Source organism: Rhodanobacter ginsenosidimutans (genome assembly GCF_042655685.1).
Taxonomy (GTDB): domain Bacteria; phylum Pseudomonadota; class Gammaproteobacteria; order Xanthomonadales; family Rhodanobacteraceae; genus Rhodanobacter; species Rhodanobacter ginsenosidimutans.
Window position 1 is genome coordinate 1,787,212 of record NZ_JBHSMM010000001.1, and the last position, 15,458, is coordinate 1,802,669.

The 15,458-nt window shown below is 63.8% G+C and carries 14 protein-coding genes and 1 tRNA gene; 10 read left to right on the forward strand and 5 right to left on the reverse strand.

Annotated elements, in window-relative coordinates; genetic code table 11:
- Positions 1-17 precede the first annotated feature (17 nt).
- The 3 genes from arsS to ACFPK0_RS07845 are packed head-to-tail and all read right to left on the reverse strand — an operon-like array spanning position 18 to position 3,878.
- Positions 18-1,001, reverse strand: coding sequence for an arsenosugar biosynthesis radical SAM (seleno)protein ArsS (arsS, locus tag ACFPK0_RS07835; protein ID WP_377339581.1), 984 nt, complete (start codon positions 999-1,001; stop codon positions 18-20).
- Positions 994-1,740: a DUF3047 domain-containing protein gene (locus tag ACFPK0_RS07840; protein WP_377339584.1), complete on the reverse strand. Its 747-nt coding sequence runs from the start codon at positions 1,738-1,740 to the stop codon at positions 994-996. Before ACFPK0_RS07840 ends, arsS begins: the two co-directional genes overlap by 8 nt.
- Positions 1,737-3,878, reverse strand: a complete 2,142-nt coding sequence (locus tag ACFPK0_RS07845; protein WP_377339587.1) for an FAD-dependent oxidoreductase — start codon at positions 3,876-3,878, stop codon at positions 1,737-1,739. The genes ACFPK0_RS07840 and ACFPK0_RS07845 overlap by 4 nt, the downstream gene beginning before the upstream one ends.
- Before the next feature lie 271 nt (positions 3,879-4,149).
- Here ACFPK0_RS07845 and serS point away from each other — a divergent pair, with 271 nt between their 5' ends.
- The 3 genes from serS to ACFPK0_RS07860 all read left to right on the forward strand — a co-directional run bounded on the left by serS (position 4,150) and on the right by ACFPK0_RS07860 (position 6,521).
- Entirely contained in the window at positions 4,150-5,427 is a 1,278-nt protein-coding gene (serS, locus tag ACFPK0_RS07850) for a serine--tRNA ligase (RefSeq protein WP_377339590.1), read from the forward strand.
- Positions 5,424-5,804 (forward strand): LrgA, encoded by a 381-nt coding sequence (locus ACFPK0_RS07855; protein WP_377339593.1) that lies wholly within the window; start codon positions 5,424-5,426, stop codon positions 5,802-5,804. Before serS ends, ACFPK0_RS07855 begins: the two co-directional genes overlap by 4 nt.
- A gap of 627 nt (positions 5,805-6,431) precedes the next feature.
- Positions 6,432-6,521 (forward strand) — tRNA-Ser (locus ACFPK0_RS07860).
- Between the two features lie 132 nt (positions 6,522-6,653).
- Here the strand turns inward: ACFPK0_RS07860 and ACFPK0_RS07865 are convergent.
- A complete protein-coding gene (locus tag ACFPK0_RS07865) occupies positions 6,654-6,929 on the reverse strand; it encodes a type II toxin-antitoxin system RelE/ParE family toxin (RefSeq protein ID WP_377339596.1) in 276 nt (91 codons plus the stop codon).
- Positions 6,926-7,183 carry a hypothetical protein gene (locus tag ACFPK0_RS07870; RefSeq protein WP_377339599.1) on the reverse strand — a complete coding sequence of 86 codons (258 nt, stop codon included), beginning with the start codon at positions 7,181-7,183 and terminating at the stop codon, positions 6,926-6,928. The genes ACFPK0_RS07865 and ACFPK0_RS07870 overlap by 4 nt, the downstream gene beginning before the upstream one ends.
- A 185-nt stretch (positions 7,184-7,368) precedes the next feature.
- Here ACFPK0_RS07870 and ACFPK0_RS07875 point away from each other — a divergent pair, with 185 nt between their 5' ends.
- The 7 genes from ACFPK0_RS07875 to ACFPK0_RS07905 all read left to right on the forward strand — a co-directional run bounded on the left by ACFPK0_RS07875 (position 7,369) and on the right by ACFPK0_RS07905 (position 15,413).
- Complete coding sequence (locus ACFPK0_RS07875; RefSeq protein WP_377339602.1) at positions 7,369-7,995, forward strand: HD domain-containing protein; 627 nt, start codon at positions 7,369-7,371, stop codon at positions 7,993-7,995.
- Between the two features lie 79 nt (positions 7,996-8,074).
- On the forward strand, positions 8,075-8,338 hold the full coding sequence (locus ACFPK0_RS07880) for a type II toxin-antitoxin system Phd/YefM family antitoxin (RefSeq protein WP_426698198.1): 264 nt from the start codon (positions 8,075-8,077) through the stop codon (positions 8,336-8,338).
- A 25-nt stretch (positions 8,339-8,363) separates the two neighbouring features.
- The gene (locus tag ACFPK0_RS07885) at positions 8,364-8,618 is read left to right on the forward strand and encodes a Txe/YoeB family addiction module toxin (RefSeq protein ID WP_377339604.1); all 255 of its coding nucleotides are present in this window, start codon (positions 8,364-8,366) and stop codon (positions 8,616-8,618) included.
- Between the two features lie 147 nt (positions 8,619-8,765).
- A complete protein-coding gene (gene hsdR / locus ACFPK0_RS07890) occupies positions 8,766-11,237 on the forward strand; it encodes an EcoAI/FtnUII family type I restriction enzme subunit R (protein ID WP_377339607.1) in 2,472 nt (823 codons plus the stop codon).
- A 140-nt stretch (positions 11,238-11,377) separates the two neighbouring features.
- Positions 11,378-12,853, forward strand: coding sequence for a type I restriction-modification system subunit M (locus ACFPK0_RS07895; protein ID WP_377339610.1), 1,476 nt, complete (start codon positions 11,378-11,380; stop codon positions 12,851-12,853).
- Positions 12,850-14,607: a restriction endonuclease subunit S gene (locus ACFPK0_RS07900; RefSeq protein ID WP_377339613.1), complete on the forward strand. Its 1,758-nt coding sequence runs from the start codon at positions 12,850-12,852 to the stop codon at positions 14,605-14,607. The genes ACFPK0_RS07895 and ACFPK0_RS07900 overlap by 4 nt, the downstream gene beginning before the upstream one ends.
- Entirely contained in the window at positions 14,601-15,413 is an 813-nt protein-coding gene (locus ACFPK0_RS07905; protein ID WP_377339615.1) for a hypothetical protein, read from the forward strand. Before ACFPK0_RS07900 ends, ACFPK0_RS07905 begins: the two co-directional genes overlap by 7 nt.
- The last annotated feature ends 45 nt before the right edge of the window (positions 15,414-15,458 follow it).

Sequence of the window (15,458 nt, forward strand, 5' to 3'; positions counted from 1 at the left end):
GCTCCTACAGGTCCCCGTTACACGGTCAGCGCGCCGCCGCAGGAACTGCCTGCGCCGGCCGTGCAGCCGTAGCAATGGCTGCCGAAGGCGATCCGCTCATGCTCGATGTCGGTCAGTGCGTCGATGTCCCACAGCGTGCGTTCGCGACCGCCCAGTGGCAGCTCCAGCGCCTGGTTGAAATCGCAGTCGTACAGGTGCCCGCGCCAGTCCACCGACAGCTGGTTGCGGCACATCACGCCCAGCGCCGCCTGCGGATTGAACGCATCCAGCAGGGTCTGCATGTAGCTGTCGTAGAGGCCCTCGCGCTCCAGCAGGTGCAGGAAGCGCTTGATCGGCATGTTGGTGATGGTGAACAGGTGGTTGAAGTGGATATCGAAATGCTGCGCCAGTTCGCGCCTGTAGTCCGCCTCCAGTGACGCCTGCGCGGGCGGCAGGGTGGCGCCGAGCGGGTTGTAGACCAGGTCGATTTCCAGGCCCGAACCCTCGCGCCCGTAACCCAGCTCCGACAGCATGCGCAGCGCCCGGATGGACGGATCGAACACGTGCTGCCCGCGCTGCTTTTCCACGTTGGCCTTGGTGTAGCAGGGCAGCGAGGCCACGATCTTGACGCCCTGGTCGGCCAGGAATTGCGCGGTATCTTCCTGGCCTTCGCGGAACAGGATGGTGAGGTTGCAGCGGTCGATCACCGTCTTGCCCATGGCGCGCGACTCGCGCACCAGCTGGCGGAAGTGCGGGTTCATCTCCGGTGCGCCACCGGTCAGGTCCACGGTATGGATGGTTGGCGCATCGGCCAGCAAGGCCAGCAGGCGGTTCACCGTGGCGGCCTGCATGATCTCCGTGCGCCTGGGGCCTGCTTCGACGTGGCAGTGATGGCAGGCCAGGTCGCACAGCTTGCCCACGTTGACCTGCAGGATTTCCAGCGGCGTGCGCGGCAGGGCCACGCCATGCGTGCGCAGCGTGTGCGCGAAGGATGGTCGCACGTCGATGGCGATGTCATTCATCGGTGGACTCCGGTATGGCGGTGGACGCCGAGAAAGTGAGGTCGCCGAACCACGCGTTGACGTGGCCTTTGGTGTTGTCGGTGTCACTGGCAACGGCCACGCCGGTGATTTCTGGTGCCGGCCGACCGAAGGCGGCGCGGAAATCGGCGGCGACATCGCGATGCTCGCTCTGCCATTGACCCGCGTGGGCATTGCCGCTTTGCAGGACGATGGTGCGCACGGCGCCATAGTAGGCGTTCGGCGCGATGGTGCCGACCGGGTGCGTGTTGTCCCACACGTAGCACAGCGCGGCGCGGGGCAGCGCATGCCCCATGACCACGCGCGCCATCCGCAGTTTCATTCGTTCGCCAAAGGTCAGCGCGTTGGCGGGCATGTCGAAAAACACGTAGACGCGCGCCGCGAAATCGTCGCCATGCTTCTTCGCGAGGTTCGCCCTGGCCACGCTGTGGTCCACCTTCCAGCGCCAACTCAACACCTGATCCGGCGGCAGCTTCAGCGGGTGGGCGATGCCGCCGGCGCCGCGGTTGGCGTCGATGTGCAGCACGGTGACATCACCGTCGCGGACCAGCATCACGCCGGCCTTGGTCTTGTGCCGCGACATCGCGTAATGCTTCCAGCCGGAGGGCAGCTGGCTTCCCGTGGCGCTGTCGGAAAAACGCAGCGACAGCGTCCCGTCGCTCGCCATGGCCAACGGGGCGACAAGGCCCAGCGTGATGCAGAGGAGAAACCGGGTTTTCATCGTCGCCGCCAGCGAAACCAACGTTCCGCCCAGCGTAGCGCGCCCTGCGGTGCGTGTGCCTTGCGCCAGGCGCCGGCGGCGTATTTGTTGGCCTCCGCCCAGGTCGGATAGGCGTGGATGGTGCCCAGGATCTTGCCCAGGCCCAGGCCGTGGGTCATCGCCAGGGTGAACTCGGCCAGCAGCTCGCCGGCCTGCGCGCCGACGATGGTGGCGCCCAGGATGCGATCCTTGCCCGGTACAGTGAGCACCTTGACGAAGCCCCGCGTGCCGTCCTCGGCGATGGCGCGGTCGAGGTCGGCCAGGTCGTAGCGGGTGACCTCGTAGCGGATGTCCTGCTCGGCGGCCTCGCGTTCGTTGAGCCCCACCCGCGCCACTTCCGGGTCCACGAAGGTGGTGGCGGGGATCGCCGAGTAATCCGCCTTGAACCGCCACAGTCCCCCCAGCAACGCGTTGAGGGTGGCGTGCCAGGCTTGGTGCGCGCCCACGTGGGTGAGCTGGTAGGGGCCGGCCACGTCACCGCAGGCGTAGATGTTGGGATATAGCGTTTGCAGGTATTGATCGGTGTCGATGGTGCGCGGCGTTGGAATGCCCAGCGCCTGCAGCCCGTAACCTTCGACGCGCGGGCGACGGCCCACGGCCACCAGCAAGGCGTCGAAGGGCAGGGTGACGGTTTCGCCGTTGTGCTCGCAGCGCAGGGATTTTCCCTGCGTGTCCGACTCGACCGCCACCGCCTTGTGCCCGGTGCGCACGTCGACGCCATCCTCGCGCAGGCGCGCCTCCACAAACGCCGAGACGTCGTCGTCTTCGCGGCTCAGCAGATGGTCGCCCAGTTCGATCTGGGTGACGCGGGAACCCAGCCGTGCAAACGCCTGCGCCAGCTCGCAACCCACCGGCCCGCCGCCCATCACCACCAGCCGTTGCGGCAGTTCGCGCAACGCCCACAAGGTGTTCGACGTGAGAAAGCCGGAGTCGGCCAGGCCCGGCAGGTCCGGCACCAGCGGCTCCGCCCCGGCGGCGATGACGATGGCGCGGGTGGTGAGGGTTTCGCCATCGATGCGCACCTCCCACGGCGACACGATGGTGGCGTGGCCCTTGCGCACGTCCACGCCCAGCTCGCGGTAGCGCTCCACCGAATCGTGCGGTGCCACATCGCCGATCACCCGTTGCACGCGCGCCATCACCGCGGCGAAATCGACGGTGACCTCGCCGACCTGCACACCGGCTGCGACGGCATCGCGCGCCCGCGCGGCCAGCCGCGCGCTGTGGATCAGCGCCTTCGACGGCACGCAGCCTTCATTGAGGCAGTCGCCGCCCATCGCGCCTTTTTCCACCAGCGTCACGCGTGATTTCACCGTGGCCGCGATGTACGCGCTGACCAGCCCCGCTGCACCGGCGCCGATCACCACCAGGTTGCGATCAAAGCGGCGCGGCTTCTTCCAGCGCGCATAAAGCTTGCGCCGCCGCACCAGCGCCACCAGCGCGCGCGCAATCCAGGGAAAGATACCCAGCAGCACGAACGAGCCGATCAGCAGCGGCGAAAAAATGCCCGATGCCGAATCCAGTTGCGCCAGTTGCGTGCCCGCATTCACGTAGACCACGGTGCCGGCCAGCATGCCGACCTGGCTGACCCAATAGAACGTGCGCGCCGGCAGCGCGGTCACGCCCATCAGCAGGTTGATCACGAAAAACGGCAGCGCCGGCACCAGCCGCAAGGTGAACAGGTAGAACGCGCCATCGCGCTTCAGGCCTTCATCGATGGTGGCCAGGCGCTTGCCGAAACGGCGCTTCACCGCATCGCGAAACAGGAAACGGCTGGCCAGGAACGCCAGCGTCGCGCCGATCGACGACGCAAACGAGGCCAGCAGCGTGCCCTCCACCAGCCCGAACACCGCGCCAGCGGCAATCGTGGCCAGCGCCGCGCCGGGCAGCGACGCGGCCGCCATCACGATGTAGCCCACCAGAAAGCCCGCCGCCAGCAGCACGGGGTGCTGGGCGCGCCATGCCTGCAGTGACTGCTGCTGCTCCTTGAGCGCATGCAGGCTGAGGTAGTGCGACAGGTCGAACGCAAAAAAGCCGACGATCGCGGCGACGATCAGCAACGCGATCAACAGCCGGGGGAGAAGACGACGCCAGTTCATGGCATCTCCGCCGTCATCGGTTGTGCGTGATCGCGTGGAAAAGTCACCGGGTGTCTCGACATCGGGCTCGTCCTTTGTGAGTTGAGCGTCGGGCAGGCCGGCATGGCCGGCCGGTGCGGGTCACGGGGTCTTTCGTTCCGGCAAAGGGGAAAGTTACCTGAACCACCGTGTCGCCGCCGCGACGATCCGTGCCCATTGACCGACTCGCTCGTTTGCGCCGCTTCACCGGCTGCCACGATAATTGCCGGTCTGATCACCCAAAGGAACGACCATGCTGGACCCGACGCTGCTGCGAGCGCATCTCGCCGATACCGCCAAGCGGCTGGCGACGCGCGGCTTTGTGCTGGACACGGCGGCCGTGGAGCAGCTCGAAAGCCAGCGCAAGCAGCTTTCGATGGAGACGCAGGAGCTGCAAAGCGTGCGCAACGCGCGTTCCAAGGCGATCGGCCAGGCCAAGGGCAAGGGTGAGGACGTTACCGACTTGATGGCCGAAGTCGCCGGCCTCGGCGACAAGCTCAAGAACAACGAGCAGGCGCTGGCCGACGTGCAGGCGAAGCTGTCCGAGATCGCGCTGGGCATCCCCAACCTGCCGCACGAGTCCGTGCCGGAAGGGCGCGACGAGAAAGACAACGTCGAAGTGAGTCGCTGGGGCACGCCACGCAGTTTCGATTTCGAGGTGAAGGATCACGTCGAACTGGGCGAGCGCCACGGCTGGCTCGATGGCGATTCCGGTGCCAAGTTGTCTGGCGCGCGCTTCACCGTGATGCGCGGCCAACTGGCGCACCTGCATCGCGCGCTGGGCCAGTTCATGCTCGACCTGCACACCGCCGAGCATGGCTACCTGGAATGCAACGTGCCGGTGATCGTCAACGCCGAAAGCATGCAGGGCACCGGCCAACTCCCGAAATTCGCGGACGACCTGTTCGCCACCGAGGTCAACGAAACCAGGCGCTACCTGATCCCCACCGCCGAAGTCCCGCTCACCAACCTGCTGCGCGACACCATCCAGGACGCCGACGCGCTGCCGCTGCGCATGACCGCGCACACGCTGTGCTTCCGCGCCGAAGCGGGCAGCTACGGCCGCGACACCCGCGGCATGATCCGCCAGCACCAGTTCGAGAAAGTCGAGATGGTGCAGATCAGCCGCGCCAGCGACTCCTATGCCCAGCTCGAAGAACTGGTCGGCCACGCCGAAACCGTGCTGCAGAAACTCGGCCTGCCGTATCGCAAGCTGCTGCTGTGCACCGGCGACATGGGTTTCGGCGCCACCAAGACCTACGACCTCGAAGTGTGGCTGCCCAGCCAGCAGACCTACCGCGAAATCTCCAGCTGCTCCAACTGCGAAGACTTCCAGGCCCGCCGCCTGCAGGCTCGCGTGCGCAACCCCGAAACCGGCAAGCCCGAACTCGTGCACACCCTGAACGGCTCCGGCCTCGCCATCGGCCGCACCCTCATCGCCGTGATGGAAAACAACCAGAACGCCGACGGCTCGATCACCATCCCCGAAGCCCTGCGCCCGTACATGGCCGGTCTGGACCGCATCGCATGACCACGGCGCCGGCACGCGGAAGCTGGGGCAGGGTGGAGTTCTACACCAGCTTCTTCCTGCTGGCGGTGCTGGCCACCGTAATCGGCATGCGCCTCAGCTTCGAAAGCGTGTGGCGCCTGCCCACCGTCGACCTCGACCTGTCCGTCATCGCGCTGCCACTCGTCCTGGCCAGCTTCTGGCTAGTCCGCCACAGCCGCCGCGGACGCCTCGCCATCATCACCTTCGCCGCCGCCACCCAACTCGTGCCGATGGTCGTCCGCCAACCGATCCTGCTGCTACCGCTGCTGGGCGCGTTGATCCCGGTGGCGATCCTGGCAATCTGCCTTGTCGCGCTGTCGAAGAAGGATTCCAGCCGTCCCCCGCAAAGCCGTTCCTGATAGGATTGCACCCCGCGCAAGCACCCCTAGCCGTTCTCCCTGAGCGTAGCGCAGCGAAGTCGAAGGGCGATCCGCCGGTTTGTTTGATGCGGCGGATAAAGAAGCGGCGGATAAAGAACCAGGTTTGGAGAGATGGCCGGGTGGTTTAAGGCAGCAGCCACTTAACGCGTAGGCAGGAAGCCGAAGCGGACAGCGGCGCAGCCGCTGGCCCCGAAGGGGTGAAGGGTAGGATGCCCGTAGCAAAACTGCCGTAGTGGCGCGCAACGCGCGCCTTGCTGCAGCTAACGAGTTTATGGAGAGATGGCCGAGTGGTTTAAGGCAGCAGTCTTGACGCGTAGGCAGGAAGCCGAAGCGGACAGCGGCGCAGCCGCTGGCCCCGAAGGGGTAAAGGGCAGGATGCCCGGAACAAAACTGCCGTAGTGGCGCGCAACGCGCGCCTTGGGCAAGGCAAAGAGTTTTATGGAGAGATGGCCGAGTGGTTTAAGGCAGCAGTCTTGACGCGTAGGCAGGAAGCCGAAGCGGACAGCGGCGCAGCCGCTGGCCCCGAAGGGGCGAAGGGCAGGATGCCCGTAGCAAAACTGCCGTAGTGGCGCGCAACGCGCGCCTTGCCGCAGCTAACGAGTTTATGGAGAGATGGCCGAGTGGTTTAAGGCAGCAGTCTTGAAAACTGCCGTAGGTGTAAGCCTACCGTGGGTTCGAATCCCACTCTCTCCGCCAGAAACGCAACGCGCCCCGAAAGGGGCGTTTTGTTTCTGGCGCTTTACCGACCTTCGGCCTTTGAAAAGCGCCTCGCTGGGATGACGAGCAAAATCAGAGCGTCCTCAGGCCGTCGGTGGCGTCGACCCCACCTCAATACACCGCATCATGATCGCCCACATTGATCGGCACGATCTGCTCGTCGCGGATGATCAATTCCAAGGTGATGCGGTAGGACAGGTTGATCGACACCGAATGCAGCCCCTCCAGCTTTCCACCCAGGGCATGCAACCGCAGGGACGGATGGTGGGGATTGGCCATCAGCAACAGCAGCGTCCTGCGGTACTGCTCGCGCACTTGCGGGTGGCGCTTGAGAAAGCGCGCCGCGCGACGGTTGTACTGGTCGGTGAAGACCAGCGTGAAGCTCATGGCAGTTTGGCCAGGCGCTTCATGTGCGCGTCCACCGACTCCGTGACAAAGCGGCCCGCAGCCATATCCGCCTGACTCTCGGCCAGCGCCGCGGACAGCTCGCACTCGCGCAGGTAGTGGTAATGCTCGATGTTCATCACCACGAAACGGTCCTTGCCACGCACCGACACCATCGCCTCGGGCGCGTCGGCCAGCGCTTCCGCAATCGCGGACACGCCCTGGGTTTTCAGATGGTTCGCACTGATCGAACTCATGGCAATTCCTCTTGGTACAACTCGATCTATCGTATCATAAATCGTACGATAAAAAGTGTGTATGGACGTACGCTTCCCGTCTGCAAGCAAGGCCTTGTGTCGGATTACCTCATCGGCCAGCAATCTCGCCCCGTGCGACACTTCCGCGTCATCGTCGGCGTAGTGAAGCCAACAGGGAATCCACCGTGACCACACTCTCCGACCGCGTCAGCCAGGCCGTTGATTACGCCCGCATCGCCCACGCCACGCAGGTCCGCAAGGGTTCGAACATTCCGTATCTCTATCACCTGCTCGGCGTGGCCAGCCTGGTGATCGAATTCGGAGGCAACGAAGACCAGGTCATCGCCGGCCTGCTGCATGACACGGTCGAGGATTGCGGCGCGAGGCAGGAGGCCATGATCCGCACGCAGTTCGGCGACACCGTTGCCAACATCGTCATGGATTGCACCGACGGCACCGCCGAAGGCAAGGCCCGCCATACCGATCCGGAAGCCAAGCGCCGCGACTGGGTCAAGCGCAAACTTGCCTACCTCGCGCACCTGAAACAAGCACCGGACGCCACGCTGCTGGTCTCCGCCTGCGACAAACTCCACAACGCCCGCGCCATCGTGCAGGATATGGAAGACCCTGAAATAGCCACCCTCGTATTCGACCGCTTCACCGGCGGCCGCGACGGCACGCTCGGCTACTACCAGGCGCTGACGGAAATCTTCTCCACCCGCAGCGGGAAGGTCGCCAGGGTGCTCGACAGCACGGTAGACCTGATGCATGCGCTGGCAGGGGCGGGGGAACGCAAGGCGCTTGCTGGCTGATTTCCAGGCTTGAACCGACCGCCGAACGGCATTTGACCGGCCGTGGGTCGTCGGCTAGATTATGTACAGAATAATGTACATGTTGAGGCGGCCGATGGACACCATCACCTACACCAAGGCCCGCTCCAGTCTCGCCGAGACGATGGAGCGCGTCTGCGAGGATCATGCGCCGGTGATCATCACCAAGAAGGACGAGTCGGTGGTGATGATGTCGCTGGCCGATTACCAGTCCATGCAAGAAACCGCGTACCTGTTGCGCAGCCCCAGGAACGCGCGTCGCCTGCTGGAGTCGATGGCGCAACTGGAATCCGGCGGCGGCAAACCGCGCAAGCTGGCCCGCTGAACCTGGCCCGCTGAGCTTGACCGGCATGCAGCTGATCTTCTCCGACGCGGCCTGGGAGGATTACCTCCACTGGCAGGCCCAAGACCGCAAGCTGGTGGCGCGCATCAACAAGCTGATCGACGACACCATGCGCCATCCCCTCGAAGGCATCGGCAAACCCGAACCGTTGCGGCACGGGCTGGCGGGTTACTGGTCGCGTCGCATCAACGACGAGCACCGCATGGTGTACAAGCCCGTCGCGGGCGCGCTGCTGATTGCGCAGTTGCGGTATCGCTATTGAGCAACAGGCAACGGTCGCGGCCGGCTTTGAAAAACCACGCACGCGGCGGTGTAAAGACATCGACATGCGCCGTCGACTGGTCGGGGTCGATCCAACGCCCTATGCTCTGGCGTGTTCGAGTCGGGGGAGTCGCCAGAGTCATGCTTCATGGATAAGAAAAAACTGTCCGAAGCGGACATCTGCCTGAAGTTCATCACGCCCGCCTTGGTCGCCAGCGGCTGGAACGTGGATGAGCAGGTGTTTCAGGAATTCACGCTCAAGGCTGGCCGCATGGTGGTGCGGGGCCATCGTGCCGCGCGCGACAAATCCAGCATCCGCCGCGCCGACTACATGCTGTGCCACCGTGCGGATCGCCCGATGGCGGTGATCGAGGCCAAGGACAACACCCACTCACTCAACGCCGGCATGGCGCAGGCGATTGCGTATGCCGACCTGCTGGATGTGCCGTTCGCGTTTTCCAGCAACGGCGAAGGCTTCCTCTTTCGTGATCGCACGCTGGGCGATGGTGTGCTGGAACGCGAAATCGCCCTCGACGAGTTCCCCAGTCCCGACGAACTGTGGCAACGCTACTGCGCCTGGAAAGGCTGGTCAGCGGACGTGCGCCATGTGGCGGAATCGGCGTGGTTCCCCGGCAAGCCGCCGCGTTATTACCAGATCGCCGCGGTCAACCGCACCGTCGAGGCGATCGCCGCGGGTCGCGATCGCGTGTTGCTGGTCATGGCCACCGGTACCGGCAAGACCTTCACCGCCTTCCAGATCATCTGGCGGCTGTGGAAGTCCGGCGCGAAGAAACGCATCCTGTATCTGGCGGACCGCAACATCCTGATCGACCAGACCATGGTCAACGACTTCAAGCCCTTCAAGGGCGCGATGGCCAAGCTCAGCCCGAACCAGAAGGGGGTGGAGCGGGTCGACGCCGAGACGGGCCAGCGCTTCATCGACCAGCTCGATGTGGCCGTGCACAAGACCACCAAGCTGGTCGACAAGTCCTACGAAATCTACCTGTCGCTGTACCAGGCCGTATCCGGTCGCGAGGACGAGGACAACATCTACAAGCAGTTCTCGCCGGATTTCTTCGACCTGATCATCGTCGACGAGTGCCACCGCGGCAGCGCCGCCGAGGATTCCGCGTGGCGCGAGATCCTCACCTATTTCAGCAGCGCCGCGCAGATCGGCCTTACCGCCACGCCGAAGGAAACCCAGGAGATTTCCAACAGCGACTACTTCGGCGAGCCGTTCTACACCTACTCGCTGAAGCAGGGCATCGACGACGGCTACCTGGCGCCGTACAAGGTCATCCGCATCGACCTCGACCGCGACGTGCACGGTTGGCGCCCGAGCGTCGGCATGACCGACAAGCACGGCAACCTGATCGAGGACCGCGTCTACGGCCAGAGTGACATGAACCGCTCGCTGGTGCTGGAAGCGCGCGACCAGCTCGTCGCCGAGAAAATCACCCAGTACCTCAAGGTCACCGACCGCTACGCCAAGACTATCGTCTTCTGCGAGGACATCGACCACGCCGGACGCATGCGCCAGGCGCTGTCGAACGCCAACGCCGACATCTGCATCGACCAGCCCAGGTACGTGGTGCAGATCACCGGCGACAACCGGGAAGGGAAACTGGAGCTGGACAACTTCATCGACCCGGAGAAAGCCTTGCCGGTCATCGCCACCACCTCACGGCTGATGTCCACCGGCGTCGACGCGCAGACCTGCAAGCTGATCGTGCTGGACCAGACCATCAAGTCGATGACCACCTTCAAGCAGATCGTCGGCCGCGGCACGCGCCTGCGCGAGGATCTGGGCAAGACCTGGTTCACCATCATGGATTTCAAGCGCGCCACCGAGATGTTTGCCGACAAGGAGTTCGATGGCGACCCGGTGCAGGTCTACCAGCCCGGTCCGAACGACCCCGTTGAACCGCCGACTCCGGCATCGCCATCGGTTGGCGGCACGCAGGAAGAGCCCGGTCCGTGGAGTCCCGAGGGCGGCGATTTGCCGAGTACGGCCGGTCCTGGCGAAGGCGGCGAGATCGTCAAACGCTTCGTCATCGACGGCAAGCACGTCCCAGTCAGCGTCTCCAAGGAGCGTGTGCAGTACCTCGACGCCGACGGCAAGCTGATCACCGAGAGCCTGCGCGACTACACCCGCATCAACATCAAGAAGCAGTACGAGTCGTTGGATGCATTCCTGCAGGCATGGACCACGGCCGAGCGCAAAGCCGCCCTGATCGCGGAGCTGGACGATCACGGCGTATTCCTCGACGCGCTGGCCGACGAAGTGGGCAAGGACTTCGACCCGTTCGACCTGGTGCTGCACGTCGCCTACGACATGCCGCCGCTCACCCGCGCCGAGCGCGCCAACCATGTGCGCAAGCGCAACGTGTTTACCAAATACGGCCCGGTCGCCCGCCAGGTCATCGCCGCGCTGATCGACAAGTACGCCGACAGCGGCGTGCAGACCCTGGAAAGCATGGACGTGCTGCGTCTGCCGCCCATCGACCACCTCGGCACCCCGATCGAACTGGTGCGCGCCTTCGGTGGCAAGCCACAATACCTGCAGGCACTGCAGGTGCTGGAAGCTGAGCTGTACCGCTCAGCTTCGCCCGGCTCCTAGCTCCCTCTCCCTTCGGGAGAGGGCTGGGGTGAGGGTGCGGCCGAAGCCTGTACTTCACGCTCCGCCCGCACCCTCATCCGACCCTTCGGGCCACCTTCTCCCAGTGGGAGAAGGAAAATCAACATCAAACGCAGATCTCCATGTCCAATCTCAGCTCCATCGTCAAATCCATCCAGGACGTCATGCGCCAGGATTCCGGCGTCGACGGCGATGCCCAGCGCATCGGCCAGCTCACCTGGCTGTTCTTCCTGAAAATCTTCGACGCCCACGAAGCACAGCTCGAGGTGATGCAGGACCATTACAAATCGCCGTTGCCCGAGCACCTGCGCTGGCGCGACTGGGCGGATGATCCGGAAGGCCGCACCGGCGATGCCTTGCTCGACTTCATCAACATCCAGCTGTTCCCCACGCTGAAGGAACTGCCCGGCGATCTGAAACGCAACCCGCGCGGCTACGTCATCCGCAGCGTGTTCGAGGACGCCTTCAACTACATGAAGTCCGGCCAGCTGCTGCGCCAGGTGATCAACAAGATCAACGCGATCGACTTCAATCGCCAGGCCGACCGCCACCAGTTCAACGACATCTACGAAAAGATCCTGCGCGACCTGCAGTCTGCCGGCAACGCCGGCGAGTTCTACACGCCGCGTGCTGTCACCCAGTTCATGGTCGATATGGTCGACCCAAAGTTGGGCGAAACCGTACTCGATCCCGCTTGCGGCACCGGCGGTTTTCTGGTCTGCGCGCTGGAGCACCTGCGCAAGCAGGCGCGCAGCGCCGAGGACGAGGCCACCCTGCAAACCTCCATCCACGGCGTGGAGAAGAAGCAGCTGCCGCACCTGCTGTGCGTCACCAACATGCTGCTGCACGGCATCGACGTGCCCAGCGAGATCCGCCACGACAACACGCTCACCTATCCGCTGCGCAACTACGGCGCGAAGGATCGCGTGGACGTAATCGTCACCAACCCGCCGTTCGGTGGCACCGAGGAGCCGGGCGTGGAGGCCAACTTCCCCGCCGACGTGCGCACCAAGGAAACCGCCGACCTGTTCCTGGTGCTGATCAAGCACCTGCTGAAACCCCACGGTCGCGGCGCCGTGGTGCTGCCCGATGGCACCCTGTTCGGCGAAGGCGTCAAGTCGCGCATCAAGGAGCAACTGCTCACCGAGTGCAACCTGCACACCATCGTGCGCCTGCCCAACGGCGTGTTCAGCCCGTACACCGGCATCAAGACCAATCTGCTGTTCTTCACCAAGGGCCAGCCCACCCAGCACGTCTGGTACTACGAGCATCAGTACCCGGCCGGCGCAAAGAGCTACAACAAGACCAGGCCGATCCGCATCGAGGAATTTGACGTGGAGAAAGCGTGGTGGGGCGACCCGGCCGACAACTACGCCAGTCGCGTGGAAAACGAGTTCGCCTGGAAGGTCGACATCGAAACGATCAAGGCAGCCAACTGGAACCTCGACCAGAAGAACCCGCACATGGCGGAGCAGGTCAGCCTCGATCCCGAAAAGCTGCTGGCCGACTACCAGCGACTACAGGGCGAAGCGCAGGGGATACGGGATCAGCTCAAGACGTTGCTCGATGCGGCGTTGAATGGCGAGGCGCAGGCATGAGCAAGTCGCAGGTCGCGGAACGCAGTGTGGTTTATGCGTTGAAGACGGCAGTGGAGCCGGCGTTCAACGACTCGTTCGATCTGCTGGCGACGGCGCCGAAGGGTGTGGTGAAGTTGCGGGAGCTGATTCTGGTTCTGGCAGTGCGAGGGAAGCTCAGCTCTCAAGAATGTGGCGATGAACCGATCGATGCATTGCTGGCAGCAATTGCGACACAAGTTGCTCCCGGTGCAGGTCGTCGCGAAAAGCGAAAGCATGAAACAGTTGTGGACGAAGGACCTTACAGCATCCCTGCGAGATGGAAATGGGTGCGATTGGGAGAGCTGGGGAAAGTTCTCGGCGGCGGTACGCCGAGGTCGGATGATCCATCGCTGTGGGCCTCTGGTAACGGCGTACCGTGGCTTACTCCGGCTGACCTATATGGCCTCCGCGACAAGATGATCGGCCGAGGGCGTAGAGACATCAGCGATGCTGGCTTGCGTAAGTCGTCCGCCCAGCTTCTTCCACGAGGTTCCGTACTCTTTTCGAGCCGTGCACCGATCGGATACGTCGCGATTGCGGCGATTCCGCTCGCCACGAATCAGGGTTTCAAATCATGCGTGCCCCATGTCCACGGATTGGCAGACTATCTCTACTGGTTTTTGAAGTATGCCGGGAAGGGCATCGACGCGGCCGCGTCCGGAACAACATTCAAAGAAATATCTGGCGCTGAGTTTTCGAAGGTTCTGGTCCCCCTTCCGCCCCTCGCCGAACAAGCCCGCATCGTCGCTCGCGTCGAGGAGCTGATGCAGCTTTGCGATGCGCTGGAAGCGCACGGCCGGCTGCAGGACGAGCAGCATGCGCGGCTCGTCGCCACGCTGTTCGACGCACTCGCCGCCAGCGCATCCGCCGAAGAGCTGGCCGAAAACTGGCAGCGCATCGCCACCCACTTCGACCTGCTGCTCGACCGCCCCGAAGCCGTCGACACTCTCGAAAAAACCCTCCTGCAACTCGCCGTCCGCGGCCTGCTCGTTCCGCAAGACCCTACCGACGAGCCAGCCAGCCAGTTACTCAACCGTATCGCCAACGAGAAGAGGAGACTTGTTGATCTCGGTAAGATTAAGCAGGAACGGTTGCCGCCCGCGGCAAATAGGGGTAGCCCAGCATTTGGCCTGCCGAGCGAGTGGGAGTGGGCAAAGCTCGGTCAGATTGCGACGTTAGTTACTGACGGCGCGCACCACACACCGCAGTATCTCCCCGATGGGGTGCCTTTCCTATCAGTAAAGAACCTTAGTACTGGTTGTCTTGATTTCTCAGTCACGCGGTTCATTTCAGAGCTTGCCCACGCCGATCTGATCAAACGTTGCAACCCGGAACTCGGCGATTTGCTCCTCACGAAGATCGGAACAACGGGCATTGCAGTGGTCATCGATGATCCTCGTCCTTTCAGTATCTTTGTCAGCGTCGCGCTAATCAAATTGCCAAGTGAACTGATGGATCGCGACTACTTGTGCTTGGTTATCAATTCGCCGTTCGTGCGAAAACAGTCCGAGGATGGAACGGAGGGAGTTGGTAACAAGAACTTGGTTTTGAGAAAGATCAAGGCTTTCGACATCCCACTACCGCCCCTCGCTGAACAACACCGTATCGTCATCCGCGTCGAACAACTGCGTCGCCTCTGCGCGGATCTGCGCGAACACCTGCAGCAAGCCCGCACCACCCAGTCTCGCCTCGCCGACGCGCTGGTGAGCGCAGCAGCCCAATCATCCTCATGCTGAGCGCCGTCATCAAGCCGGCGCTGGATTTGTGCCGAGACGGAATCGCGGCTTGGAAGAAACGACGCAATCCCGCCCGCGCCCAGGCCCAACGCCTGCTGGATGCCTTCGCCGCGCATGGCGTTGCGGGTGTGCAGATTCCGCGCCTGCTGCCCGAGGCACTGGCCTTGCCCAACGCGGATTTTGCTGATCCCGATGAGCTCAGGACGAAACTCACGCCACGCTTGCTCGACTGGGCGGCGGACACGCTTGCCTTGCGCCGCGGCTGGCTCGATGGCGTCGACTCCGAGCGCCATCATCGCGTGCAGGGTTACAAGCACCCGTCGATCTATCGTGACTGGCTGCGGCAGCGCCAGGAACTTTTCCCCGATGTCGATCGCATCATCCACGTCTTCGTGGCCAGCAAGGAACCGCTCGGTCCGCAAAGCACCGGATCACTGTGCGTTGCCTATGGCGAGCGCTTCGATACGCTCGACACGCAGGAGCTGAGCCGCTACTGGCTACTGTCCGATCACTGGCGTCTCGATCACTCGCCTTGCACCGTCAACCTGATGGCACTCTGCGCCATCGCAACCGACCTCGGCATCATGGTCATCGGTCATGTCGCCACGCGGGAGGCGCTCGTGCGCCTTGACGACGGCCAGCTGTTCGTCCCGCAGGTGCTTGCCCTCGACACCCATCGCTGGTTCCCCGCCGATCTGATCGACACGCCACCGGGGCAGGACAGCGCGTGGCGTCAGACGCTGTGGGCCGATGCGCAGGAGTTGCTGCGCTCGGGCCATGCGCTAGGCCCGAATCGCAGTGCCTGATCTTGCATCGCGGGGCTCGCACGGGCTCTAGGCCCCATCTTGTCC